Raw genomic sequence first — 25,943 nt, forward strand, 5'->3', positions numbered from 1 at the left:
CAACTCATTATTCTTCTAACAAACCGCAACCTGATTACTTTGCGGATCGCACATTGCATTAAAGCATGATTCTGCACAACTAACATTTGTTGGACCAGGAGGGCATCCTACTGTACAACCCAAGGTTGGGCAATTGTCACTTAAACAAACAAATACTAATGATGTATCACAAGTAACTTCTCTTGTGTCTCCAGTTCCTCCTTTTATAGTGGATGCTTTAAAGTTTGACACCGTACTTTTTGTGAATGACAGTTTTGCGTTAAGATTCTTTTTCTTCATGGTATTAATTTTAAATTGTATACACTTTGAATTGTTTGTTGCAGTCAAAGTTTCTGCGGTTGAATGCATATGATTCGAAACGAAAGTAGCCATTCAGCATAGGCTATAAAAGAAAAGGGTGCGCCCATTTATAAATGGGCACACCTCTGTTATTAATATTTGGATATTGGTTATTTACTGTAGTTATTTATTCATTTTCATAAATAGAAACAGTCCCGCTGTCTTCATACGAAATAATGAGTAATGCTTTTCCTGTTGGACTATTTTCAGCGTTGATTGCCAAAATTCCTTCTGGTGCGTAGTCAGTATCTCTTTGTAAGAATTGTAAAAATTGTGGCGCTGTCGGATTTGTAATATCATACACCATTACTTGACTGTTTCTTTCCAATCCAACAAATAAAATGTAACGTTGATTTGCAATGTTTAATACTTCTACAGATTCAGGTTCAGCACCTTTATCGTCGCTTCTTTTGTCTGTTTCATTGTCTTCCCAATCCCAATTAAAACGATTTGGAGTTTCTGCTAAAACACGTGTTGAAATTTCATTTCCACTATCGTATAATAATGCTCCATCAGCAGACCAAACACTGAACGAGCGCGCTCCATAGTTGTATAATTTATCATAATCGCCATCACCATCAGTATCTCCTAAATCTAAAGCAATTTTTAAACGACCTATTTTTTCATTGGCTTGATAGTTTTCAGAAGTTGGAAAAGCCGTTTCGTCTAAGGTGATATCTTTTACACGGTCTTCACCTACATATCCTGGCGCTCCTTCGTATTCTCTAGAATCTCCTTCGTTTGCTGAAATTACATAGTCTGTTCCATTAATATTTACAGACGTAATCGCATCTGGTTGATACATTCCGTACACAGGCCAAGTTTTCAATTCGTTGGTATCATCTTTATCACTTGCATCAATAGCATTTCCTGATACGCTGTAATCTTTGAAACCTAAAGGATAAATAGCTTCAATGGTTTTCGTTTGTATGTTTACTTTCGCAATTCCGTTATTTTCTTGCAACGAAACCCATGCATATTGTGAGTCTTGTGAAACTGTAATGTATTCTGGCTCAACATCAGCAGCTAAGTTTGCATTGGGTCCAAATACTCTAAACCCTTGATTTTCCAATGCTGCTTCTTGTGCATTGAAAGCAGAAAAATCTAAGGTAGTTACCGTATTATTGGCTACTTCAATGATGCTTATTGTACCATCTGGATCAACTGTATAATCATCATTTGGTTCGCCTTCATTGGCTACTAAAATATAGTTTCCATCTTTTGTAAAAGTGACCATATCTGGTAACGATCCAACTGTATATTCATTTGCCAGCGAGCTATCAGAAGTATTGTACACATATATTTTTCCAGCGGCTTGTTTGTTGGAAGCTTCTACTGCAATTGCTACTTTTCCATTGTATACTGCAACACTGTTTGGCGTTCCAAAACCACTAACACTGATTGGTGTTTCTGTAACTGGCGCATTTACATCAGAAATATCATAGATAGAAATTTGATCTGATTCAGTATTTACCGTAAATAGTTTATTTGTTGTAGGGTCGAATGCAGAGATTTCTGCTGATCCTTCTCCACCGACATTAATGGTATTTTTAAATTGAAAATTTACCGAAGTATCTATTTGTGCCGTATTCGTTTGATTATCATCATTAGTATTACAGCTATTCAATCCAATAATTGCGACTGTAACTAAAAGTGATTTTTTTAAAGTTTGCATTGTGTTGATTGTATTTATTTCAACAAAAATGAACTTCGTATTTTATTTGAATGTTAGTGAAAAGTGATTGATGTGTGTTGTTTGTGAAAACTTATTGTAAAGAATTACTCGTTCGTTAACAAAGTGGTAATGATATCTTTTTGTTTCCTTCTAATTGCTTCTTTTAACTGTATTAATTTTGTGTGTGAAGCTATGGCAGGAAAGTCTTTGTAATTATACTCTAGCCAATCATGTCCGCCTGTATATTCTTCACGGACTTCCGGTTTTATAGTTTTAAGACTCGGATAGTTTTTTTGCAAGCTTCGAATAGCATTTTCAAAAGCATCAAGCTTTGCTATAAACCGTGTTGCTTGTTTTGTGTATTCATCATTTTTTTTGAAGAAAACAGCATTGTTTTCTGTTATTCTAGGAGATTCTCCAAGGTCGTGAGCAGCAAGTCCGCCAGGAAATAACGTTTCTTGCAGCTCTTTTATATGCGTGATAATTTCTTCGGAAATGCTATTGAACGCTTCCAAATTCACTTTTTTATCAGTTGATTTTTGTGACTTTACAATCGATTTTAGTGAATCTATTTGCGCTTCTGTTTTAAGTACTTCGTTTGGATTGATCGTTTTCCTTATGATGAAATCTTCTAGTTTAGGATCGTCTTTTTGTGTAATCAGTTTGAGTGAATCTTCACGTTTTGTCACTTCGTTTGCTTTGCTTCTGTTTGAAGTTTTTGTAACTGGATCTTTTTCTAAAACCGAATTATTTCTCCCATCAACAGCTAAAAACATAATTCCAATCAACAAAAGACTGACAACTGCAAACGTGATGAGGATTCCTTTGGGTGACATGTTATTTTTTTCTAAAATAGACTTGCACAGGAACTCCGTTAAAGTCAAACTGTTGACGAAGTTGGTTTTCTATAAATCGCTTGTACGGATCGCGCACATATTGCGGTAAGTTTGCAAAGAATGCAAATTGCGGATATGCTGTTGGCAACTGCGTACAGAACTTTATTTTTACATATTTTCCTTTGTGTGCTGGCGGTGGCGTACGTTCAATGATTGATAACATAGTATCATTCAATTTGCTTGTTGGCACTCTGTTTGAACGGTTTTTGTATACTTGAACCGCAGTTTCAATCGCTTTAAAAATACGTTGCTTTGTCAATACCGAAATAAATACGATTGGCACATCTGTAAATGGTTCAATTTGTTGGCGAATGTGTTTTTCAAATTCTTTTACTGTAGAAGTATCTTTTTCTACCAAATCCCACTTATTCACCAAAATCACGATTCCTTTGTGATTCTTTTCAGCCAACCAAAAAATATTTTGTACTTGCGAGTCAAATCCTCTTGTAGCATCAACAACTAACAAACAAACATCACTGTGTTCAATAGCACGAATAGAACGCATTACTGAGTAAAATTCTAGGTCTTCTTTTACTTTGGCTTTTCTACGAATTCCGGCAGTATCAACCAAGTTGAATTCAAATCCGAAACGATTGTATTTTGTATCGATAGAATCACGTGTTGTTCCTGCAATATCAGTTACAATGTATCGATCTTCACCAATTAGCGCATTTATTAAAGATGATTTTCCAGCATTTGGTCTTCCAACAACTGCAAAACGCGGTAAGTTTTCTTCTTCTACTTCTACCACTTCTGGCAACGCTTCAATTAAAGCATCAAGCATTTCACCAGTTCCACTTCCGTTGATACTAGCTATTGGATAATATTCACCTAAACCTAACGAGTAAAACTCCGTTGCATCGTGCAAACGGTTAGCAGCGTCTACTTTGTTTACTACTAATAATACAGGCTTATCTACACGACGAAGTAAGTTTGCTACTTCTTCGTCCATTCCTGTTAAACCAGATTCCACATCTACAACAAAAAGAATTGCATCTGCTTCATCAATTGCCAATTCTACTTGCTTATCAATCTCTTTTTCAAAGATATCATCACTTCCTACAACATATCCACCTGTATCGATTAATGAAAATTCTTTTCCATTCCAATCCGATTTCCCGTAATGTCTATCTCTGGTAACTCCACTTACTGCATCAACAATCGCTTCTCTACGTTTAATCATACGATTAAATAAAGTCGATTTTCCAACATTTGGACGTCCTACGATGGCTACTATATTACTCATTTCGTTCTTTTTGTGCCTGCAAAGGTACGTTTTCTATTGATGAGTAAAAAGTAAATTTGAGTAAGTCTTTTATGAAGTTGTTATTTTAATATAGTTATTTGGAGTCACATTCTTTTATTCCTAGTTTTTCAATCCCGCTTGAGAATTTTTTATGCACTCTTATTTTTCCGACTTTCTTTGTTTTTCCTGCTATTTCTTCTGAAGTATAACTACTTCCTGCAACATTTATATGATATGTTTTGAGTATATTAGTTAAACTATCAATGTTTTTTGAGCAAATTGTCATTTCATCTTTATCACTAAATTCTTTTGCTCCCTTTCCTTGGTAGAATTCAAATTCATTTCTGAAACTTTCTAGAAACTGTTTATTACTTTTAGTTAGCCAATCAAGCTTTAGCGCTTTGTTCATTCTGTCAACTGCTTTTTCTTTGTATCCTGCAAAAGTTTCTAAAGTTGCATAACCAACTAGCAAGCCTAAATCTTCTTCAGCAATTACATCAATTACTTCACTCAGTTCATAAGCTTTGATATAATTTTCTTTTGCTTTTTTTAAATCTCCATCAAATTCATAAACATTGCCTTTTGCTTGATAATAATAAGGTTCCTTTTTTTCATCTTCTGGCAAGTTATTTAATAAATCAAATGCTTTATCAATCTCTTTCTTTTGCATATAGATACCAACTAAAGCATAATGAATATTTAAGTCTGTATTATCAATTTCTAAAGCTTTTATGTATAACTCTTCGGCTTTATCTATTTCCCCCTTTATCCTAAGTTCAATTGCTTTATTATTTAATTCTGTTACTTTTAGTTTATCTGCTTCTGAAAGCGTGTTATTCTTACAACCTATTGTGGTTAGAATCAAGAATATTAATGTGATTTTTTTCATGTTAAATTTGTTTTAATGCAATAGATACGTACAATAGTTATGTTAAATGTTACAAAACTTCTTGCTAATTAGAAAAAGAAATAGAACTATTTTAACAGTATGATATTTATCAGATTTTATTTTGATGGAATGATTTATTTTGGAATCCTAAAAATTACCTATCATGAGTTTAGGAGAAGAAATTGTATTACGACCGCGCTTTAAAGTTGAGATTCCTGAAGCGTCTGAAACGATATTGAATCGTTTGGAAGCAACTAAAAAAACACAGAAAGATTTTATCGTATCTCGAATTGACCAGCATGTTTTTATAAAAATCCCGAAGCAAAAACAGCATTTCTGGTCGCCACAATTGCATGTTGAGATTGACGAAATAGATGAACACAACTGCTTGTTACATGGACTCTTTGGACCAAGTCCGACAGTTTGGACATTTTTTATGTTCTTGCACTTTATAGTAGCGTGCTTATTTATAGGATTTGGGGTTTGGGCATATTCCAATGCTACTTTAGGAAACTCGTATGCCATTCAAGTTGCATTGTCATTTTTCATGGTGTTGGTGTGGTTTTCGTTGTATTTTGGTGGTCGCTGGGGGAAATCGACTGGAAAGCCAGAAATGATACAGTTGAATGATTTTTTGAATAAAACCATTTACACATAAACATTTCTTTTCTATATACTAATTTTTAGTAAAAAACGTATTGTATAGTATGAAACCACTCAAACTAACACTCCTATTTATAACTACACTTTGTCTTTCCTCTTGTTCTTGGGGGATTTTATTGGCTGTTGGAAATAGTTCAGATCACGATATCGTAGTTACGTATGAGGTCAATGAAACTGAATTCTCCAAGAAGCCAAGTACATATTCTTTCAATAAAAAAATAAAGTATTTATATAAAAATAATCCTGAAAAAAGACCTGTAAAATTGCCTAACAATGCTGTCTACGATGCCACTTCAAATACTGTAACACTTACTGTTAAACCCAACGAAGCTGCCATAATTGGAGGTTATGCATCTTTTGAATCTCTTGAAGAAAAAATAATAAAGAGTAAATTAAACGTTCAAACTGCAAAGAACGTAACTATAAACTCAGAACAATTAATTCAAACTAGAACAAAATTGACACGTAAGGTTACGATACTGGAAATCAACTAAGTTGAGCTTCGTATATTTGTTTGCATAAATTAAAATTGTGAGTCAACAAAAACGATTACACTTCAACACACTTGTTTCGGCATTCAAAGAATCTAACGCATCTCAAAAAAATGTGGAAGCTATTTTTGACTTTGCCTATCTGTTAGAACATAAAGAACGTAATTATCAAGAAACCACTTTGCTTGTTGAAGCATACTGCCTTTTAGGTTTTTATATACAAGCATACGATCTTTTTTCACTATTAAAAACACAATCTTTTTCATCAAAAGAAGCTAAGAAACATCAAAAAAAATTACGAGAATTAGAGAAAAACAAAAGATTACATACACGTTTTCATTATCGAGATTTACGGCAAGCACGTATTTTAAAAGAAATCAATAAACTTACCGAAGACGATTTTTTCATTATAAATGAAGACAAAAAGTATCGAATGTCATTTAAAGATGAACTTAAGAAACTTGTTGTATTCAACAAATACATCTCAACTACTGCTATTTTTATCTCTGCAGATCAAATAGACCTTGATAGTGTTAGCGAATATTTTTTGTGGTTAGGAAATTGTAAAAAAGAACTAATCAATTTTTATAATCAAAAAAACATTGAATATAAAATAGATAAAGCCGATCAACATTGGTTTGATGGCTTAGAAATTTTTGATATAGATATTGAAGTAAAAAAAGGAACTATTTTCGGGCATATTGCCATTATAGACTATAGCAATAATAATTTAGGTTTTCACCTAGAAACTATAAATCAAACTATTCACTTAATTGAATATGATGGTATTTTGTAGAATAATCTTGTTTAATTTACCATAAAGAATATGCGCAGAAGTTCTGATATACAAGAATACAACGAGTATTTAATTAATAACTCAAAAAAAATAGCTGAGTTCTCGACATCAAAAACTGAAAACACAAAAGTTAATTACCTCTACGGATATATTATATTCAAGAATGACATTACATTACACGATGGAGATTTTTGGGATTTAGGTGGTGGAAATCACGATATACAAACCATCGTAAACAATTTTAAAGATACAGATTGGAATGATTTAATTTCTGATATAAATTATTGGCAATTCGACTACTTGCATATAATAATAGAAGCAATTGGCTTTGGATTTGATGGAGCTTTTAGTGTATTTCTTGATGAAAGTCAAGTACAGAATGCCGCTCATTTCTACTTAAGTTTATTTATAAATTGTACAGATATTGATATTCGAAATAGTATTTCTTATTTTTCATTCTTAATCAACAAAAGTGACACAAATAGCTTGAAAAAACTGAGCACTATGAGAAATTGGTTACTTGACAACAAGTATGATTCAGAAATTTGGATGAACTCAAAATTTAGTCCATTGAGAAATATTGAAGAAGCTATTTCAAAAGCAACAAAAAACTAACAAACCTACTTATTATACCCAAAACGCTTCAATTGCTTTGCATTGCTACGCCAGTTTTTGTTGACTTTCACATACAATTCAATATGAATTTGCTTCCCAAAGAACTTCTCTAAGTCTTTTCGTGCTTGAATTCCAACTGTTTTTAATGCGTTTCCTTTGTGACCAATAATGATTCCTTTTTGGGTTTCGCGCTCTACCATAATTACAGAACGAATACGAATGATGTTTTCTTCTTCAAAAAACTCTTCTGTTTCCACCTCAACTGCATACGGAATTTCCTTTTTGTAGTTGACTAAGATTTTTTCGCGAATGGTTTCATTGACAAAGAAACGTTCTGGTTTATCTGTCAACTGATCTTTTGGATAGAATGCTGGCGACATTGGAAGCAATTCAATAATTCTTGAAAATACTTGTGTTACATTGAAGTTTTCTAACGCAGATACTGGATAAATTTCTGCTGTTGGTACTTTTTCTCGCCACAATTCCATTTGCTCTTCTAATTGTTCTTGCGACGATTTATCAATCTTATTCAATAATAACAATACAGGAATTTTACTATTGATGATTTTTTTGAAAAAAGCTTCATCTTTTAGACTCTTCTCACCAATTTCTACCATGTATATCAACACATCAGCATCTTCAAAAGCTGACTTTACAAAATCCATCATGGACGATTGCAATTCATACGCAGGTTTTATAATTCCTGGTGTATCTGATAAAATCACCTGAAAATCTTCGCCATTTACAATTCCTAAAATTCTGTGACGCGTAGTTTGTGCTTTCGAGGTTATAATAGAAAGTTTTTCTCCAACAAACGCATTCATCAAAGTTGATTTTCCTACGTTTGGATTTCCGATAATATTAACAAACCCTGCTTTGTGTGACATATATAATGTTGATTTACTAGTATATTTTAAGTGTGCAAAAATACATATATTTACCAAGAAACAACTGCTTTACTTCTTTTTCATTGACGTGATTTTCAAACAATTCAACTTCTTTTTTTAATTCTCTTTATAAATTTTCTTTATTTTTTTCTAAAAATATAGTTAAACTCTTATTTTTTGATAGTAATACTATTATATTTGTAAATATTAGTATGGATCGTTTACAAATACATATTGTTATCAGTGAAGAACTGTATACGAAAAATCCCGAATCTTCAGAATTGGGGAAGAAGATCGTATCGCGCAGTATTGAAATGATTGATGAATTAGGTTTTGAATCGTTCACATTTAAAAAATTGGGACAATCCATCGGCTCAAATGAAAGTTCAATTTATCGATATTTTGAAAGCAAACACATGCTTTTGGTGTATTTGATTTGTTGGTATTGGAGTTGGATTGAGTATAAGTTAGTGTTTGCAACAGCAAATATTCAATCGAAAGAAGAGAAATTAGCCGCAGCTATAGAAATTTTGACACGCAAAGTAGATGTTGACAATTCGTTTTCATACATCAATGAAGTAATTTTGAATAGAATTATTATTGCAGAATCATCAAAAGCGTATCATACAAAAGATATTGACACCGAAAACGAAAAAGGATATTATAAAGTTTACAAACGTGTAGTACAACGCGTTAGCAATATGGTAAAAGAGATAAATGCTGATTTTGATTGTCCGCAAATGTTGATTTCAACAGTTATTGAAGGCGCACATCAACAACGTTATTTTTCAAAACATTTACCATCGTTAACAAACGTTCAAGAAGGAAAAGATACTATTGTCAGATTTTATCATGACTTAGTTTTTAAAGTAATTAATTAACATGCCAAATAAATATCAGCACATATTAAACTTATTAAAGCAACTTCCTTTTTTGCTTGTGCTTTGTGCATTCTTATCACAACCTATCATACAAACATATTCGATACTTTCTAATTCAAAAGCCTACGAATTGGCTGATTATGATTTTGAAGATGATACCGAAGAAGAAAACGAAGACTCCTCTAAAAAAAATCAAAAAGTAACAACAGATTCCACTCATTTTGTGCTTACAAACATAGATTTATCTTTGTGCAATTCTCACTTTTATGTACAAAAATCAAATCTTTTACACAGCATAGAAATATTGATTCCTCCACCAGAAATGGTATAAAACACTTCTGCGCACATAGTGCACATTATTGAATGTTCTTTAATTCTCAGAAATTAATTTATTGAAGAGCAGTTCAATTACTCATGTCAAAAAAAATTTAAGCTAACTACGGATTGAAAGTAGCGTTGTATATATAACGCTTTTTCGGTTCTACAAATATTTATTACTATCATGAATAGTTCAAACCCATTTAAAAATTTAAAAGCGGATTTCCCCGCCAGTATTGTCGTTTTCTTTGTTGCACTTCCTCTATGTTTAGGAATTGCCGTAGCCAGTGGAGCAGATCCTTTTGCTGGTTTAATTTCAGGTATTATTGGTGGAATTGTTGTCGGAGTAATGAGCGGCTCACAAATTGGAGTGAGTGGTCCTGCAGCAGGTTTGGCCGTTATTGTACTTACAGCTATTGGATCATTAGGTTTTGAAAATTTTTTAGTTGCAGTCGTATTGGCTGGAATCATTCAAATACTATTGGGCGTTCTAAAAGCTGGAATTATTGGATACTTTTTCCCTTCTTCAGTAATTAAAGGAATGCTTACAGGTATTGGTGTCATTATCATTTTAAAACAAATACCTTACTTTTTTGGATACATTCCTCCAAAAGATGAAGGTACATTTACTGCTATCGCTACTACATTCTCTGAAATTAGTTTAGGAAATACGCTTATCGCCGTGATTGGATTAGTCATCTTAATTGCTTGGACTTTTTTAATGAAAAAAGGAAAAATATTTCAATTGGTTCAAGGACCTTTAGTTGCTGTGGTTGTCGGAATTTTATTTTATGTTTTCCTTGGCGATTCAGAAACCTTTGCCATTGCAAATAAAAATTTAGTAGATGTTCCTGTACCAGAGAGTATGGACTCCTTTTTTGGTCAATTTAAATTTCCAAATTGGACATCTATTACAAACCCTGAAGTTTTAATTACCGCATTTACCATTGCATTGGTTGCTAGTTTAGAAACCTTATTATGTGTAGAAGCAACTGATAAAATAGATCCGTTAAAACGTGTAACACCTACCAATAGAGAATTAATAGCACAAGGTGCTGGTAACGTAGCTTCTGGATTAATTGGTGGATTGCCAATTACACAAGTTATTGTAAGAAGTTCTGCAAATATTCAATCTGGTGGACGCACTAAAATGTCAGCAATTATTCACGGTTTCTTTTTATTAATTTCGGTAATTCTTATTCCAACGATTCTAAATAAAATTCCACTTTCTGTTTTAGCTGCAGTATTACTTATTGTAGGATATAAATTAGCAAAGCCTTCTACTTTTAAAAATATGTGGAATGCAGGATGGATGCAGTTTGTACCATTTATTGTAACCATTATTGGAATTGTATTTATTAACCTTTTATGGGGAATCGGACTTGGACTTGCTGTAGGTATTGTAGTAATACTTTATAGAAGTTTCCAAAACTCTCACTTCTTACATATTGAAGATAAAAGTAACGGAAAACATAAAATTAAGATGACACTTGCCGAAGAAGTAACATTCTTTAACAAAGCTACCATCTTAAAAGAATTAGATAGCTTACCAAGAGATACATTTTTAGAATTAGATGTTCGTAAAACACGTTTCTTGGACAACGATATTATTGAAATATTAGACGATTTTTCAGAAAAAGCACGCAACAGAAATATTGATATTAAATTGATTTCTGAACGCGGTATTGTTGAAAACCCAGATAGTTTTATCGAGTTTTTCCAGCTTAGACCAAAAACGGCCTAAGCACTATTAACCACTAAAAGTCAAAAATAATGAGCACACCAAAATATAAATTATTAGTATTAACAGACCTTTCTAAAGCTTGTAATATAGCGCTAGAAAACGCCGTAAATCTTTCTAAGACTATCGGTGGAAGCATTGATGTTTTTCACGTAATGAAATCTTCTGATATTGCAGAATATGAAAATCAATTTTCGACTATGCGCTCTATTGATGAAGAACGAGTTAATAAAAAATCGCAGTTAAAAGAAATCGCAAAAGAAATTGCTGAAAAGTCAAATATTACCATTCGTACACATTGTATTTTAGGAAACTTAAAAGACGAAGCTACAGAATATATTGAAGCAGTAAACCCAGATATTATCGTATTAGGAAAGCGTACAAAAAAATTAGCGAACTTTCTTGGTGATGGATTTACAAAGTTTATCTTAAATTCCTTTGAAGGCTCAGTATTAATTTCTGGAAAGGAAAAAGCATTACAACCGTCTGAAGGGATGTCACTAGGAATGCTTAACACAACTGTTGACGAATTACCCGCTGTAATTACTAACGATTTGCGCAAGAATAATAAAAGCCCAATGAAACGTTTTCACATTCGCAATGAAAAGGAACAAATGGTGCAAGAAGCAAATGCTGAAAACGTAATTACATACGAGTTTGAGAACGATAGCAATACAATGAATAACATCGCTAAATATGTTGCTAAAAATAATATTGGACTCTTATGCATAAATCCGCATGAAAAGAAAAGTTCAGGACCTTTGTTCAATATACAATCTAACATAAAAGAAGTAATTCAAAAAATCAATGCACCGATTTTAATTATAAATAATAAATCATCAATTCAACTACAATAACACAAATTAATACATTATGAAAGCACATACAAAAGAAACACAAGCAGTAATGACTCCAGATTCGTCAATACAAGCATTAAAAGATGGTAATGAGCGCTTTATGGGAAACACACAAGTTTCTCGCGACTTATTAGATCAAGTTTCAGATACAAGCACAGGACAATATCCATTTGCAACAGTTTTAAGTTGTATTGATTCAAGAGTTTCTTCTGAGTTGATTTTCGATCAAGGAATCGGAGATATTTTTAGTGTTCGTATCGCTGGAAATTTTGTTAACGAAGACATTTTAGGAAGTATGGAATTTGCATGCAAACTTGCAGGTACTAAAGTGATTGTTGTTTTAGGACATACTGCATGTGGAGCTGTAAAAGGAGCTTGCGATCATGCAAGACTTGGAAACTTAACTGCTTTAATCAACAAGATTGAGCCTGCAGTAGAAGCGGTAACTGAGCCAACTGATGAAAGTTTACGTAACTCTAAAAACATTGACTTTGTAAATAATGTTGCTGTAAAAAATGTGGAAATGACTATTGCAAACATTCGCAAGCAAAGTCCTGTACTAGCAGAACAAGAAAGCAATGGAGAAATTAAAATTGTTGGTGGAATGTACGATATCAATAACGGAAAAGTAACTTTCTTATAAAATGAAGTTAATCATACAAAAAAGAATCATTGTTTTACTATTGTGTATGATTCCACTTATGAGTTGGAGTCAGGACGAAACAGGAAACTGGTTAATGTATTTTGGATCGAACCGAATTAGTGAAAAATTAAGTATTCACTCGGAAGTTCAATTTCGTAATCATACCGTATTTCCAAACAATACAGAACAATGGTTGTTACGAACTGGATTAAATTATCACTTTGCAAAAAATGCGTTTGCTACTGCTGGATATGCATATATTGGAAGTTTTGCTTATGAAAGCGAACGCGATAGTCCTGAAACGGAAGAACACCGTATTTGGCAACAATTAATTACGAATAACTATTTAGGTCGTGTAAAATTTGAACACAGATACCGAGCAGAACAACGTTGGGTTGAAGACGATTTTAAAACACGTTTTCGTTACCGATTGATGTTATTTATTCCTGTAAATAAACCAAAAATAGAAACAGGGACATTTTTCTTTGGAGTTTACAATGAGATATTTGTGAATGGACAAGAAGAATTATTTGATAGAAACCGTTTGTATGGCGGAATTGGATATCAATTAAATAAAAATGTGAATTTACAAACAGGAATGTTGTATCAAAGAGTACGCACTACTGGAAAAGGATATTTACAATTTAGTGTTGTATTTAATACTGATTTACGTAAAAAACAAAAAGAGATCCAAGATTAATGTTTCTTTATTTTTGTTATATGGAAAAGCTAGAAAGTCAATCACTGATTTTCTAGCTTTTCTAGTTTTAAAACAATAGCGATAAAGCGTTTTAAGTTGTATATTTAGAGTGCTATAAAAAAGAAAAATATGTTCGGATTATTCAAAAAGAAAACTGAAAAAGAAAAACTATACGATCAGTATACAAAACTCACCAAAGAAGCTTTTGACCTTTCTACATCTAACAGAAAGTTAAGCGATCAAAAAACAGCGGAAGCAGAAGCAATCATGAAGAAAATTGAAGCTTTGTAACCATTGTTACTGAGTAAGAAAATGAAAAACAATAATTTTGTATTCTAAATCGTTTCATTACTTTTAGTAACTAAAATCATTGACGTCCAAAACGCAATTCATGATTCAAGAACTCAAAGACAACTACGGACATCTTTTCGAAGAAAATTTACTCAACGAAATTGCACAAGTAGGTACTTTTAAAGAAGTTCCCGCTGGTTTTACCATGATGGCAATTGGCGATTATGTACGTGGAATGCCTTTGTTGGTTTCTGGAGTTATCAAAGTAATGCGCGAAGACAAAGAAGGAGACGAACTACTACTCTACTATTTAGAAAGTGGAGAAACTTGTTCTATGACGATGAATTGTTGCTTAGGACAAACAAAAAGCGAAATCAAAGCCGTTGCCGAACAAGATACCAAACTTATTATGGTGCCTATTCAAAAAATGGAAGAATGGACAGCGAACTATAAAACTTGGCGCGATTTTGTTTTTGAAAGTTATCACACACGACTCAATGAAGTATTACATATACTAGACAGTGTTGCGTTTGAAAAAATGGACCAGCGTTTACTAAACTATCTAAAAGAGAAAATTCGCATCAACAAAACAAATACAATTCACAACACTCATCAAGAAATTGCTTATGACTTGCACAGTTCCAGAGTAGTAATTTCGCGGCTTTTAAAAAAATTAGAACAAATGGGACGTATAGAATTGCACAGAAATCATATTAAAATCATAAATTTAGCCTGAATATGTAACTTTTGTTACTGCAAAACAATTGCCCAAACTGTATTTTGCACTGATAAATACTTGAATAATTATGGAAATACTTGGCTACGCTAGTGCCTTGATTATTGGAATATCACTTGGTCTTATTGGCGGCGGCGGCTCAATATTAGCTGTTCCTGTACTTGCCTATTTATTTACTGTTAACGAAAAAGTAGCAACCGCATATTCACTTTTTATTGTAGGAACAAGCGCACTCGTTGGCGGACTCAAACAACACTTAAAAGGTTATGTAGATTGGCGTACCGCAATTGTTTTTGGTATTCCATCAATTATTGGAGTTACTTTAATACGCTATTATATAGTTCCTTCTTTACCAGATACCTTATTTACAGTTGGAGATTTCGAGTTTACACGCAGAATGGGAATGTTTGGTTTGTTTGCAATGCTCATGTTTCCTGCGGCAATTTCTATGCTGAAAGAACGTAAAGAAAAAACAAGTTCGGGAAAAGTATCATATAACTATCCACTGATTTTATTAGAAGGTTTAGTCGTCGGTGCGGTTACAGGAATGATTGGTGCTGGTGGTGGTTTTTTAATTATTCCCGCGTTGGTATTATTAGCCAATGTAGAAATGAAAGTCGCTGTTGGAACTTCCTTAATCATCATTGCTTTTAAATCTTTATTAGGCTTCTTTTTGGGCGATGCCACTACAATGGAAATTGACTGGCAGTTCTTAGCTATTTTTACATCTATTTCGTTAGTTGGAATCTTTATAGGAAGCTACTTAGGAAACTTCATCGATGGAAAAAAACTCAAAAAAGGATTTGGATATTTCATCTTTGTAATGGCAATCTTCATCTTCTATATGGAGTTTTTTGTGAAGCAATAAGTAATCAAAAAAGCGCAGTACTGTAACACAAGTTACTGTGTACAAATTCATCTCTTCGTAATTTTATATCACATTAAATTACGTATTATGAATATTGAACAAATATACACAGGTTGCCTTGCTCAAGGTGCATATTACATAGAAAGTAATGGTGAAGTTGCTATTATTGATCCATTACGCGAAGTACAACCCTATCTTGACAAAGCACAACAACAAAACGCTACAATTAAATATATTTTTGAAACGCATTTTCATGCAGATTTTGTCAGCGGACATATAACGCTTGCAAAAGAAACAGGCGCACCAATTATTTATGGCCTAAATGCAACACCTTCGTTTAAAGCAACTATTGCCGAAGACAATCAAGAATTTCAGTTAGGAGACATTAGCATTATTGCATTGCATACACCAGGTCATACTATGGAAAGTACGTCGTATCTCTTGCGTGACAAAAATGGAAAAGATCATGCGTTATTTAGTGGCGACACTTTGTTTTTGGGCGATGTTGGAAGACCCGATTTAGCACAAAAAATTGGTGAAATCACGGTAGAAGATTTAGCAAGTCATTTATATGACAGCTTGCGCAAAAAAATAATGCCTTTAGCAGATGATGTAATTGTATATCCTGCACATGGCGCTGGTTCTGCTTGTGGAAAAAACATGATGAAAGAAACGATTGATACCTTGGGCAATCAGAAAAAAGTAAATTATGCTTTGCGCGAAGATATGACACGTGAAGAATTCATCAAAGAAGTTACCGATGGCTTATTACCGCCACCTAGTTATTTTCCAGACAATGTAAAGCTTAACAAAGAAGGGTATGACGACATTTCAGAAGTCTTAAAACGTGGAACAACCGCATTATCACCAACAGAATTTGAAGTAATAGCCAATGAAACAAATGCAATTATTTTAGATGTTCGTCATCAAGATGATTTTGTAAAAGGACACATTCCGCGTTCTATCTTTATCGGTTTGGATGGAAGTTTTGCTCCTTGGGTTGGCGCATTGATTGCCGATGTTCAACAACCTATTTTGTTGGTAACTCCCGAAAATCGAATAGAAGAAGCTGTAACACGTTTGTCGAGAGTTGGTTTTGACAACACTTTGGGGTATTTGCAAGGCGGATTTGACACATGGAAAAAAGCAACAAAAGAATATGATACAATAAGTTCAATTTCGTCAGAAACGTTTCAGGAAACATTCCGTAAAGATCTTGCAATTTTTGACGTACGACGCGAAAGTGAATTCGCTTCAGAACATATTTTAGAAGCAAAAAATACACCGTTGGATTATATCAATATGCATTTAGCGGTATTTCCACAAGACAATACATTTTATGTGCATTGCGCTGGCGGTTATCGAAGTGTTATTGCGGCTTCTATCTTAAAAAGTAGAGGCATTCATAATCTCGTCAATATAGAAGGTGGATTTAAAGCCATTAAAGAAACAACAATTCCTGTGTCAGCATTTGTCTGTCCGACGAGTTTATAATTAGTATAAAATTAGAATACAACTGCAGTTGAGAAATGAAAAATGTTTAGAGTTTGGTATGGTAAAACAACTCAGCTGCAGTTTATTTTCACAAAAAGAATACTATGTAACCGAAGTTACTGTGCAAAAAAAATTACACACCTATTTTTGCTATGAGATAATCCCCTAAACTCGAATATCATGTCTTTTATAAACTCCTTATTTGGTGGACAAACGAAATCTACAAACGAAATTGAAATCTTAGATGTAACCACATTCAAAGTAGCAATTTCTACTAAAAAAATTCAACTAGTTGATGTACGAACAAAACTAGAATATAATGCAGGACATATTGAAAACGCTGTAAACATCGATTTTTTTGATCGTTCAAATTTCACAGAAAACTTTGCAGGTTTTGATCGAGCACAACCAATCTATTTGTACTGTCGTTCTGGAAACAGAAGTCAACGTACAGCTAAAAAATTAATTCAAATTGGTTTCAAAAAAATATACGATTTAAAAGGTGGATATAAAGCTTGGAAGTAAGCTTATTTCATCAATACTAAAGTTGTCATACTTCGCAAATCGTTTACATTAGTACTTTTTACATGTTCCAACAGCGTAAGCTCATGTTTCTCTAGCATTTCATTCAACAAATGACGTGTTAAGAGGAATCGTTCAGACTGATCTGGCAAAAAATAAACACCATCTTGTAAAAGTGTTGGTTTTCCTTCAATGCCAATATCCGAAGTCATTCGTATAAACAAGCTTCCGCCTTTTTTTAGCACACGAACCAATTCTGAAAACATGTTTTTAAAATGTGCTGTACTTTTGGCAAAATGCAAAACGGCATTGCACAAAATATGATTAAACATATCGTCTGAAAAAGCTGTGTTTTCTAATGCTTCCATTTTAAAATTAGTTGAAAGTTCAGGATATTTTTTTTGAAGATTTTCTATGCGTTCAGCGTTATTGTCAATTGCATAAAAGGTATATCCATTTTGATGGAAATAGTGCAAATTTCTTCCGCTTCCACAACCTGCATCCAAAATTAAATCGCCTTCTCTATAGCGACCTTTTAATATTTGATCGATCAAATAAATATCTGCGTTTCCTAAAATCTCTCTCAAAATTTGTTGTTTCATACATGTAAAATAAAGAGCAAGATACAAAACGAATGATTAGCCAAATAATACTTTCAGCGCATTTAAGTTTTCAATCTTTACAGGTGTTGTTCGTGTATTTAACGCTTCACGACTATATGTCTGTTGGCACTCATCTATGTGTTCGTTTATTTCTGTTGGATTGAGACTTTCCTTTTTACCAATAAACACCAAACGTGTTGATCTTTTTTCACTTTCCCAATGTGTTCCCATACGCAACCATGCACGTTCGCCTGTCATTTGAAAAACACCTTGTTCTTCGGGCGCACTTTCTAACTGTATAAAACCTTTAGCTCTATAAATGCTAGAAGGTAATTTTTCTAAAGCTTTTCGTATTGCCATAAAGGTAAATGCTTCTTTACTAGTGTATGTCCACGTTTCAAACGCGAGATTGTGACTTTGCGTAGTTTCTACTAATTGATCTGGGTTAAACCTAGCTTCGTTTAGGATTAAATGTAACGGAACACGCCCCATAATTGCTTCTATGATTCTGGCATTTGGCACTTTTTCTTTAATGAATGCTGTTAGCTCCGTTTTCTTTCTGGCGGAAGCCAAATCAACTTTATTTATAACAATGACATCAGCCACTTTTATTTGCCGAATCGCCAACTCCAAAAATTCGTTTTGTAATGCTAATGTCTGATCGGCATCTACTACAGAAATGATACTTTGTACTTCTACAATTCCTTGTATTGCTTGCATTTGAAATGTGTGTGCTACCAACGTCGGATCGGAAACTCCACTGGTTTCAATCATGATATGTTCTGGAACAACTTCTTGATTTAAAAGTTTGAAAACTTCTGTCATTAAATCATCTCTAATTGTACAACAAATACATCCATTAGTTAAGCTTACAGTTTCACCTTCTACCTTTACAATTAATTCGGCATCGATGTTTAGTGTTCCAAAATCATTCACCAAAACTGCCATACGCTTTCCATGATCTGCATTAAGAATATGTGTGAGTAATGATGTTTTTCCTGCGCCCAAAAAACCAGCGATAATTGTTATTGGAACTGCTTTTTTAAAATGTGTTTTCGTCATCACTTTCGTTTTCTTGTGATTTATTATAAATAGCACATTGTGGAGCTTCGTTTAATTTTTCAAAAATTCTCCCTTTAAGTTTAAATGGTGCTTCAGTAGAGATTCCGTTTTGGTAATGTTTAACTCCTTCATCACTCATTATGTTTTCACTTGTATTGACTTTTTCACGAACTGGCCAAGGACGATCTACCGAAGCAGCCATTCGTTTGGTTATAGAAAGTTCGTCTTTAGCTGGCTTTGATACATTAAACACCATTAAATCTGCGCCGACTTGATAATTTAGTTTGTATGCTAGCTTTTCTTTTATTGTTTCATCAGATTTGGCATTTGCAGTATTAAATCCTTCGTGCACACCCATAATTAAGGTTTCTATAGAACGTGGATCCATTGGTGAATGTGTTGTAATTGCCAATCCTGGTTTTGTTTTTTGAATAATAGACCCTAAACTATTTGCTGGTGTATGCGAGTTGCATACAATTGCAAAAGCTTCTGCAGGTGTTGCATTTGCACCATTCATTACTAGTTCTATGGATGGAGCTGTTTCATGAACTAATAAATCTGCTCCAGCTCCATATTCTAACATAAAATCATTCGGCAATGTGTCTCCTGAATATACCAATACAATTGGTTCATCTTGTCCTTTGGGTGTCCATTCGAGTCGGTAACTTACTGCACCATCAATGATATGTAATGCTGGAAAATGTTTGATCACAACATGATCTTCTTTTCCTTTTCGTTTGTCTGATCCGTATACCGTTCCACCACATTCACGGTAATCAAATTCATGAACATTATTGTCAAGGTTGTAACTTTGTTTAGCTCCATATGTCATTGTTTCAAAACTTGTAGTATGCCATTGTGTGAATTGCTTCATGCCTTCAACCATGTTTTTAATGCCAAGAGTTGTTCCCGTTTTTTTGTTTTCACCATATACAGTTGGTCCCGAAGGTCCATAAATGTGTAATTCTTTAAAACGGTCTCCTAAATTTGGTCCAAAAGCATAAATAAATGGCAAATCGGAACAATGATCCATATGTAAGTGTGAGATAAAAATATGGTTCATTCGAGACATTGGAATTCCCATTGCATTATAATTAAGAATGCAACCTGGACCAACATCAAACACAAATGAATCTTTGTTTTCGTTTCCTAGTTCTACAAAAATACTTGGTCCCTTTTGTGATGGACCAACAACGTTTCCCCAACCAGTTCCCATGAGTGTCACGCGCATTTCACCATCTTCTAGTACTTCTCCTGGATAAAACCACATACTCGATTTTGAACCTGCACCAAGTTTGGTTGATTCTGATACATTTAGCTTGATTTGAGAAGCTATTTCTTCTGCTTTTTGTTTTCTCTCTGGTATTGCCATGCTAGTTTGTTTTTTTAAATGTACTAGAAATGCTATAAGTATTTTAGCGTAAAAACCCCTGTTTATGCTCGTTTTTTCACCTCTGTAACCTAAGTTACTTCCATCCTGCTATGTTTTCCTTTTTTTTGTTAAAAATAATATGTTATGGAGTGGATATATGAACCCTGGCCGTGGTATGTTTCAGGTTTTATGATTGCCTTGGTCATGTTTTTACTAATCATGGTTGGAAAGAATTTTGGAATGTCTGGAAATCTCCGCACAATTTGTAGTATTTGTGGTGCTGGAAATAAAGCAGATTTTTTTCGATTTGATTGCAAAGCACAACGTTGGAATTTAATTGTAGTATTAGGTACAATGATTGGCGGATACATTGCGCACGAGTTTTTAACTGTAGATAGTTCTGTTGCCATCAATCCAAATACAGTAAACGATTTACAAGCTTTGGGATTTGAAAGTGCTGGAAAAGCCTATTTGCCTGAAACCTTATTTTCGTTAGATGCTTTTACAGATATAAAAAGTATTTCTCTTCTTATCATCGGCGGTTTTTTTGTTGGTTTTGGCGCTCGTTATGCTGGTGGTTGTACTTCTGGACATGCTATTTCTGGTTTGAGTAATTTACAATTGCCTTCACTCCTTGCTGTTATTGGTTTTTTTATTGGCGGATTGCTTATGATTCATGTTATTTTCCCTTTACTTTTTTAAACTATGAAACGAACACTTGCTTATTTATTGATTGGAATTGTATTCGGAATTACCATGCTGAAGTCGGAAGCAGCTTCTTGGTTTCGTATTTATGAAATGTTCAAATTTGAATCGTTTCACATGTACGGAATTATTGGAACTGCCTTATTGTTTGGTCTTATTACAAAACAATTAATCAAACGTTACAAGGTCAAATCATTTTATGGAGAAGCAATACAATTTCCTCCAAAGCAGAAAACAGTTGCACGCTATATCATTGGCGGAATCATCTTCGGATTGGGTTGGGCTTTGGCTGGCGCTTGCCCAGGACCAATGTTCACCTTAATTGGCGCAGGTTTTTTGCCTGTTATTGTTCTAATTGTTGCTGCCTTGTTAGGAACTTTTGTCTATGGTTTGTTGAAAGATAAATTGCCTCATTAGATTGTTAGACGCACTTCGTTTTTAGAATGTTAGTATCGGCTTCGCCTGTTAGATTGCTTTGCACTTGGTATTTTAGTGCTCTGAGCGTCAGTACGAGTTAAAAACCTTAAACATATCATAAATATTATATCAATAAAATATTCATTTCTTAATTTGGGCAACTAAACAACCGATAATGAAACGAATTTTATTTTTTCTCTTTTTGATATTCAATATGGCTTGCTTTGCGCAAAATGAAAATACTTTTGAAGTAAAAATTGATGCAAATGTAGAAAACGCAAATGATCCTAATGAGAAAGAAATTATAGCACTTTGGACTGCCTATTTAAAATCTGGCGAATATAAAAATCCAGAAACTCCATATTGGGATACAAGTCAGTATCGTATTCCTGATGATTTTTTGTGGATGATTGATCTTAGAACAGTTCGCACAAGAACTCCAAAAGTGCAATGTACTGTATTAGGTATATTTCCTGTAGAAAACGGTCATTATGCAATAAAAACCTCGTTGGCTCATTTAGATGAAAATAACACCATTGTTTTGGAAGCTATTCTTTCCGTGTATGCTAAAAAAGTAGACGGAAAATTCTTGCTCGTAAATAGTTCGCAGTATCATAAAAATGTTTGGCAAAAAAAGCAATTTGGTAAAATCACGTATTATATTCATCCAATGCATCAATTTGATGAGAAAGATGCAACTCGAATGAATGACTTTAATGAAGAAATTGCAAAAATGTTTAAGGTTGCTCCTATTTCATTTGACTATTTTTTGAGTAGTTATTCAAGAGAAATTGTTCGTTTGTTAGGATATGATTACATGTCTAAAATTTACATTCCAGGACAAACTGGCGGCGTTGCCGATATTCAGAATCGAATTGTATATGCCGGAAATAATTCAGCGTATTACGCACACGAATTGGTACATATTTACACGCATGAACTTTTCCCTGATGCAAATCATTTTTGGTTAAATGAAGGTTTTGCTACTTATTTAGGAGGAAGTGGCGGCAATGATTTGGACTGGCATACAAAGAAATTAAAAGCTTATATTTTAGAAAATCCTGATTTTGAAATTTCACTTTCTGAATTGCGTGGTTATATTCCAAATGGCGAACATCATACAGAGTTTCGCTATGTTATTGGTGGACTTGTTTGCAAGAAAGTATTTGAAAAACACGGAATGAAAGGCGTGATTGATGGTTTGCGAACCGTAGATACTGATGAAGACTTTTTTAGGTTTATCAAAGAAAAATTAGGCGTAAGCCAACAAGACTTTTCAAACTATATTAAGAAAGTTGCTGTGGAGTAGCATCTCGACTCCGCTCGATATGGCAGGTTTTTGGTTTTGGGTCTTAGGTCTTTTAGTATTCCAACGTCACATCGAGTGATTTTTCATAATGAAATGAAGAAAGATTTATCGAGATGTTGTCACAAATTTATGACTATTTTCTTTTTATTGTTATATGAAGCTGAATTACACTTCAACTTCGCTCAACGTAAAAGTTCAGCCTAACGTGCTTTGAAAAAACCTCAACACTCACTACGAACCTATATTAACTTCTGTGATCTCGCCTTTTGTACAGCTTCCATTTTGTTGTGCACTTTTAGTTTTCTGTAAATGTTTTCAATGTGTTTGCGAATCGTTCCCGAAGAAATAAATAGGTTTTCTGCAATTTCATTATAGTTTAAACCTTTGCTTAATTGCAATAATACATCGGTTTCACGTTTGGTGAGTTTTACCTTTTCAATCGCTGATTCTTCTGTGATTTGAAGCGGATTTCGAAGTAAGTTTAATGCCTTCAACGCAATACTCGGAGACATTGGTGCACCATCGTTTACAACTTCTAAAATGGATTTATGAATATTTTCTGCATTGATTTCTTTGAGTAAATAACCATCAGCTCCAGCTTGAATGGCTCTAAAAATATTTTCTTCATCATCAAAAACAGTCAACATGATAATTTTGATTTGCGGATGACGTTCTTTAATGATTTCCGTCGCTTTTATTCCATCCATTTCGGGCATTTGAATGTCCATCAGAATAACATCTACATTATGATTTGCTTCTAATTTTCCGATCATTTCAGCTCCATTTGCCGCTTTAAATTTAAACACAAAATCGTCAAAGAAAGATAGTTTTTCAATCACCGCTTTGGCTAAAAAATGGTTGTCTTCTGCAATGGCTATTTTGAGTTTCATGATTGTTGGTTTTTGAGTTTTGTCGCTTCGCTCTAGTTATCTGTTATGAGTTGTCAGTTAAAAATACTTCTTCATTTGACATGTAGTTTAATATTTTAATTTTGTTGTTTGTTGTTTGTTGTTTGTTGTTTGTTGTTTGTTGTTTGTTATAAACTAGTAAACTTCTTGGCTCTTAAAAAATGCTATTTTCCAATTTAAAATTCAACATTTATAATTTAAAATTTCACCACAATCTCCGTTCCTTCAGATGGTTTTGAATTGATGTCAATATCCGCGTTGATTTCGTCCATACGTTTTTGCATATTGTACAATCCGTTTCCTAGTTGAACAGTTTCTTTTTCGAATCCTACACCATCATCTTTTATTTCAATTATAATTTGTTTGTCCACTTCTTTAAAATCAACCGTAATCAAATTCGCATTGGCGTATTTTAAAGCATTATTGATTGCTTCTTGAAGCACTCGAAATAAATGCATTCCTTCAATCGCCGTGAATTGAATAGACGAATTGATTTCATTGTTGAACTTAAATTTCACATCTTGCTTTGCCATTTTCGCCTTTTCAATAAATGCGAGCGTTCTGCTTTGTAAATCGGTCAAAGAAATTTCATCTTTGTTCATTGCCCAAATCGTATCACGCAATTGATCGATGGTTGCTGATGTGAATTCGCTAATGTAACTCAGTTTATCTTTAAACTCAACCGAAGTCTCTTTGGAGGCGTATTTTAAGTTGTCAATTGAAGAAATAATAAACGACAATTGTGCACCGATATTGTCATGTAAATCACGTGAAATTCGCAAGCGTTGTTCTTGCAATTTGTTTTGCGTTTCTATTTCTTTCAGTGCTACTTTTAACTTGTTTTCTTTGACTAACTGTTTGTTTTTTAACTTCTGCTGATTGTAAAATAAATAACCTAAAACCAACATTAATAACGCCAAAGCTAAGGCGGCATATATTTGATACTCTCGTTCTTTTAACGCCAATCCCTTTTCTGCTATTTCTGCACGTTGTTCTAAAATTTCACGCTCTTTTTCGGCAGTTTTGTATTTGGTTTCCATTTCAGAAATTCCATCTGCAAAACGTTTGTTGTAATTTTCAATTGTTAAACCATAAATTGAATCGCCCAATTTGCTCGCCGCTTCATACGATTCCATTAACATGTACATACGCTTTTTTTCTATATACGCATATAATAATGATGGATTGTCATCCGCATTTTTATAGGTTTTTATTGCTTTATCAAACATGTTACGTGCTTGCGAATATTGTTTGCCTTTAGTAAATATGTTTCCTTTTTTGATTTGCGCAAAACCTTCTTGTCCTGCATTTTTATCTTTTTGGGCAAAGTAAATAGCGCTGTCTAACAATTTGAGCGCTTTTTGTCTGTCTTTTAATTGATTATAACTTTCAGCTAATAAGCTATAGTTGGAAGCCAATTTTGTGTATTTATTACTTTTTCGATTGATCGAAATTGCTTTATTGAATCTGTTGATTGCGTCTTGAAACAATGCATTGTCTTTTTGTTGCATGCCCAATTCAATATTTACAGCTCCAATATTTGCTAATGCGCTTGTGGCTAAATCTTCAGATATATACTGCTTATTTTCTACAACTTCTAACATTGCAGTTTTTGTGTCTTCTCGACGATTTACATAGTAATAACAAATCCCGATTTTATAACGTGCGCGATAGTAATTTTTGAAGTCTTTTTGTAGTTTGAAGAATTCAGAAGCTTTTAGCAATACTTTCATTGCTTGATCCGATTGTGTATTACGTGTGAGCACCGAACCGCGAATTAAATCGGCTCTGTAATTGTATGATGAATCTTGAATTTTTGGTACTAATGCATCTAACTTTTTTAAGTAGACTTGCATAGAATCCAACTCTCTTTTTTGATTGAAATCTTCACTTTGTTGCTCGTATGTTTCAAACAATGCAATAGTTTCTTCAGGTGACAATTCCGCATTTTGAGCTAATAAAAATGTAGAAATAAGCAATAAAAATATAAGTATACTTTTTTTCATCTTTATAAAGATAG

General features: G+C 33.5%; 29 protein-coding genes. 18 read left to right on the forward strand and 11 right to left on the reverse strand.

The window, feature by feature from the left end; all coding sequences use genetic code 11:
- Positions 1–15 precede the first annotated feature (15 nt).
- The 5 genes from ACRBBL_RS02740 to ACRBBL_RS02760 all read right to left on the reverse strand — a co-directional run bounded on the left by ACRBBL_RS02740 (position 16) and on the right by ACRBBL_RS02760 (position 5,045).
- On the reverse strand, positions 16–279 hold the full coding sequence (locus ACRBBL_RS02740; RefSeq protein WP_431367509.1) for a hypothetical protein: 264 nt from the start codon (positions 277–279) through the stop codon (positions 16–18).
- 187 nt (positions 280–466) lie between these two features.
- Positions 467–2,014 carry a choice-of-anchor I family protein gene (locus tag ACRBBL_RS02745; RefSeq protein ID WP_431367510.1) on the reverse strand — a complete coding sequence of 516 codons (1,548 nt, stop codon included), beginning with the start codon at positions 2,012–2,014 and terminating at the stop codon, positions 467–469.
- Positions 2,015–2,118: 104 nt separating this feature from the next.
- On the reverse strand, positions 2,119–2,850 hold the full coding sequence (locus ACRBBL_RS02750) for a hypothetical protein (RefSeq protein WP_431367511.1): 732 nt from the start codon (positions 2,848–2,850) through the stop codon (positions 2,119–2,121).
- 1 nt (position 2,851) lies between these two features.
- Positions 2,852–4,156 carry a ribosome biogenesis GTPase Der gene (gene der, locus ACRBBL_RS02755; RefSeq protein ID WP_431367512.1) on the reverse strand — a complete coding sequence of 435 codons (1,305 nt, stop codon included), beginning with the start codon at positions 4,154–4,156 and terminating at the stop codon, positions 2,852–2,854.
- A gap of 94 nt (positions 4,157–4,250) precedes the next feature.
- Positions 4,251–5,045, reverse strand: coding sequence for a tetratricopeptide repeat protein (locus ACRBBL_RS02760; protein ID WP_431367513.1), 795 nt, complete (start codon positions 5,043–5,045; stop codon positions 4,251–4,253).
- 163 nt (positions 5,046–5,208) lie between these two features.
- Here ACRBBL_RS02760 and ACRBBL_RS02765 point away from each other — a divergent pair, with 163 nt between their 5' ends.
- From ACRBBL_RS02765 to ACRBBL_RS02780, 4 genes are read left to right on the forward strand one after another with little or no spacing between them, the layout of a single operon-like run.
- Positions 5,209–5,703 carry a GTP-binding protein gene (locus tag ACRBBL_RS02765; RefSeq protein ID WP_431367514.1) on the forward strand — a complete coding sequence of 165 codons (495 nt, stop codon included), beginning with the start codon at positions 5,209–5,211 and terminating at the stop codon, positions 5,701–5,703.
- A 49-nt stretch (positions 5,704–5,752) separates the two neighbouring features.
- Positions 5,753–6,202, forward strand: coding sequence for a hypothetical protein (locus ACRBBL_RS02770; protein ID WP_431367515.1), 450 nt, complete (start codon positions 5,753–5,755; stop codon positions 6,200–6,202).
- Between the two features lie 37 nt (positions 6,203–6,239).
- Entirely contained in the window at positions 6,240–6,995 is a 756-nt protein-coding gene (locus ACRBBL_RS02775) for a hypothetical protein (RefSeq protein WP_431367516.1), read from the forward strand.
- 30 nt (positions 6,996–7,025) lie between these two features.
- A complete protein-coding gene (locus tag ACRBBL_RS02780; RefSeq protein WP_431367517.1) occupies positions 7,026–7,610 on the forward strand; it encodes a hypothetical protein in 585 nt (194 codons plus the stop codon).
- 5 nt (positions 7,611–7,615) lie between these two features.
- Here the strand turns inward: ACRBBL_RS02780 and era are convergent, their stop codons facing one another.
- Positions 7,616–8,539, reverse strand: a complete 924-nt coding sequence (era, locus tag ACRBBL_RS02785; RefSeq protein WP_431367688.1) for a GTPase Era — start codon at positions 8,537–8,539, stop codon at positions 7,616–7,618.
- Between the two features lie 170 nt (positions 8,540–8,709).
- Between era and ACRBBL_RS02790 the strand changes: the two genes are divergently transcribed.
- The 11 genes from ACRBBL_RS02790 to ACRBBL_RS02840 all read left to right on the forward strand — a co-directional run bounded on the left by ACRBBL_RS02790 (position 8,710) and on the right by ACRBBL_RS02840 (position 17,551).
- Positions 8,710–9,378: a TetR/AcrR family transcriptional regulator gene (locus ACRBBL_RS02790; RefSeq protein WP_431367518.1), complete on the forward strand. Its 669-nt coding sequence runs from the start codon at positions 8,710–8,712 to the stop codon at positions 9,376–9,378.
- Position 9,379: 1 nt separating this feature from the next.
- Positions 9,380–9,709, forward strand: a complete 330-nt coding sequence (locus ACRBBL_RS02795; RefSeq protein WP_431367519.1) for a hypothetical protein — start codon at positions 9,380–9,382, stop codon at positions 9,707–9,709.
- A gap of 171 nt (positions 9,710–9,880) precedes the next feature.
- Complete coding sequence (locus ACRBBL_RS02800) at positions 9,881–11,440, forward strand: SulP family inorganic anion transporter (protein WP_431367520.1); 1,560 nt, start codon at positions 9,881–9,883, stop codon at positions 11,438–11,440.
- A gap of 29 nt (positions 11,441–11,469) precedes the next feature.
- Entirely contained in the window at positions 11,470–12,294 is an 825-nt protein-coding gene (locus ACRBBL_RS02805; RefSeq protein ID WP_431367521.1) for a universal stress protein, read from the forward strand.
- A 16-nt stretch (positions 12,295–12,310) separates the two neighbouring features.
- Positions 12,311–12,937, forward strand: coding sequence for a carbonic anhydrase family protein (locus ACRBBL_RS02810; RefSeq protein WP_431367522.1), 627 nt, complete (start codon positions 12,311–12,313; stop codon positions 12,935–12,937).
- Between the two features lies 1 nt (position 12,938).
- Positions 12,939–13,637: a DUF2490 domain-containing protein gene (locus ACRBBL_RS02815; RefSeq protein ID WP_431367523.1), complete on the forward strand. Its 699-nt coding sequence runs from the start codon at positions 12,939–12,941 to the stop codon at positions 13,635–13,637.
- A 129-nt stretch (positions 13,638–13,766) separates the two neighbouring features.
- Positions 13,767–13,928: a Lacal_2735 family protein gene (locus ACRBBL_RS02820; protein WP_431367524.1), complete on the forward strand. Its 162-nt coding sequence runs from the start codon at positions 13,767–13,769 to the stop codon at positions 13,926–13,928.
- A 100-nt stretch (positions 13,929–14,028) separates the two neighbouring features.
- Positions 14,029–14,664, forward strand: coding sequence for a Crp/Fnr family transcriptional regulator (locus tag ACRBBL_RS02825; protein WP_431367525.1), 636 nt, complete (start codon positions 14,029–14,031; stop codon positions 14,662–14,664).
- A gap of 70 nt (positions 14,665–14,734) precedes the next feature.
- On the forward strand, positions 14,735–15,532 hold the full coding sequence (locus ACRBBL_RS02830) for a sulfite exporter TauE/SafE family protein (RefSeq protein ID WP_431367526.1): 798 nt from the start codon (positions 14,735–14,737) through the stop codon (positions 15,530–15,532).
- An 87-nt stretch (positions 15,533–15,619) separates the two neighbouring features.
- Positions 15,620–17,026 carry an MBL fold metallo-hydrolase gene (locus ACRBBL_RS02835; RefSeq protein WP_431367527.1) on the forward strand — a complete coding sequence of 469 codons (1,407 nt, stop codon included), beginning with the start codon at positions 15,620–15,622 and terminating at the stop codon, positions 17,024–17,026.
- A gap of 180 nt (positions 17,027–17,206) precedes the next feature.
- Positions 17,207–17,551 carry a rhodanese-like domain-containing protein gene (locus ACRBBL_RS02840; RefSeq protein ID WP_431367528.1) on the forward strand — a complete coding sequence of 115 codons (345 nt, stop codon included), beginning with the start codon at positions 17,207–17,209 and terminating at the stop codon, positions 17,549–17,551.
- A 2-nt stretch (positions 17,552–17,553) separates the two neighbouring features.
- Here ACRBBL_RS02840 and ACRBBL_RS02845 read toward each other — a convergent pair whose 3' ends face one another.
- From ACRBBL_RS02845 to ACRBBL_RS02855, 3 genes are read right to left on the reverse strand one after another with little or no spacing between them, the layout of a single operon-like run.
- Positions 17,554–18,150 (reverse strand): class I SAM-dependent methyltransferase, encoded by a 597-nt coding sequence (locus ACRBBL_RS02845; protein WP_431367529.1) that lies wholly within the window; start codon positions 18,148–18,150, stop codon positions 17,554–17,556.
- Positions 18,151–18,186: 36 nt separating this feature from the next.
- A complete protein-coding gene (locus ACRBBL_RS02850; RefSeq protein ID WP_431367530.1) occupies positions 18,187–19,212 on the reverse strand; it encodes a CobW family GTP-binding protein in 1,026 nt (341 codons plus the stop codon).
- Positions 19,193–20,584: an MBL fold metallo-hydrolase gene (locus ACRBBL_RS02855; protein ID WP_431367531.1), complete on the reverse strand. Its 1,392-nt coding sequence runs from the start codon at positions 20,582–20,584 to the stop codon at positions 19,193–19,195. Before ACRBBL_RS02855 ends, ACRBBL_RS02850 begins: the two co-directional genes overlap by 20 nt.
- A 144-nt stretch (positions 20,585–20,728) precedes the next feature.
- Between ACRBBL_RS02855 and ACRBBL_RS02860 the strand changes: the two genes are divergently transcribed.
- The 3 genes from ACRBBL_RS02860 (at position 20,729) to ACRBBL_RS02870 (ending at position 23,015) form a co-directional block, all read left to right on the forward strand.
- A complete protein-coding gene (locus ACRBBL_RS02860) occupies positions 20,729–21,286 on the forward strand; it encodes a YeeE/YedE family protein (RefSeq protein WP_431367532.1) in 558 nt (185 codons plus the stop codon).
- A gap of 3 nt (positions 21,287–21,289) precedes the next feature.
- Positions 21,290–21,706 (forward strand): DUF6691 family protein, encoded by a 417-nt coding sequence (locus tag ACRBBL_RS02865; RefSeq protein WP_431367533.1) that lies wholly within the window; start codon positions 21,290–21,292, stop codon positions 21,704–21,706.
- A gap of 175 nt (positions 21,707–21,881) precedes the next feature.
- Positions 21,882–23,015: a hypothetical protein gene (locus tag ACRBBL_RS02870; RefSeq protein ID WP_431367534.1), complete on the forward strand. Its 1,134-nt coding sequence runs from the start codon at positions 21,882–21,884 to the stop codon at positions 23,013–23,015.
- 239 nt (positions 23,016–23,254) lie between these two features.
- Here ACRBBL_RS02870 and ACRBBL_RS02875 read toward each other — a convergent pair whose 3' ends face one another.
- The gene (locus ACRBBL_RS02875; RefSeq protein ID WP_431367535.1) at positions 23,255–23,905 is read right to left on the reverse strand and encodes a response regulator; all 651 of its coding nucleotides are present in this window, start codon (positions 23,903–23,905) and stop codon (positions 23,255–23,257) included.
- Between the two features lie 215 nt (positions 23,906–24,120).
- The gene (locus ACRBBL_RS02880) at positions 24,121–25,929 is read right to left on the reverse strand and encodes a tetratricopeptide repeat-containing sensor histidine kinase (protein ID WP_431367536.1); all 1,809 of its coding nucleotides are present in this window, start codon (positions 25,927–25,929) and stop codon (positions 24,121–24,123) included.
- Positions 25,930–25,943 lie beyond the last annotated feature (14 nt).

This window comes from Kordia sp. (assembly GCF_050633145.1).
GTDB lineage: Bacteria > Bacteroidota > Bacteroidia > Flavobacteriales > Flavobacteriaceae > Kordia.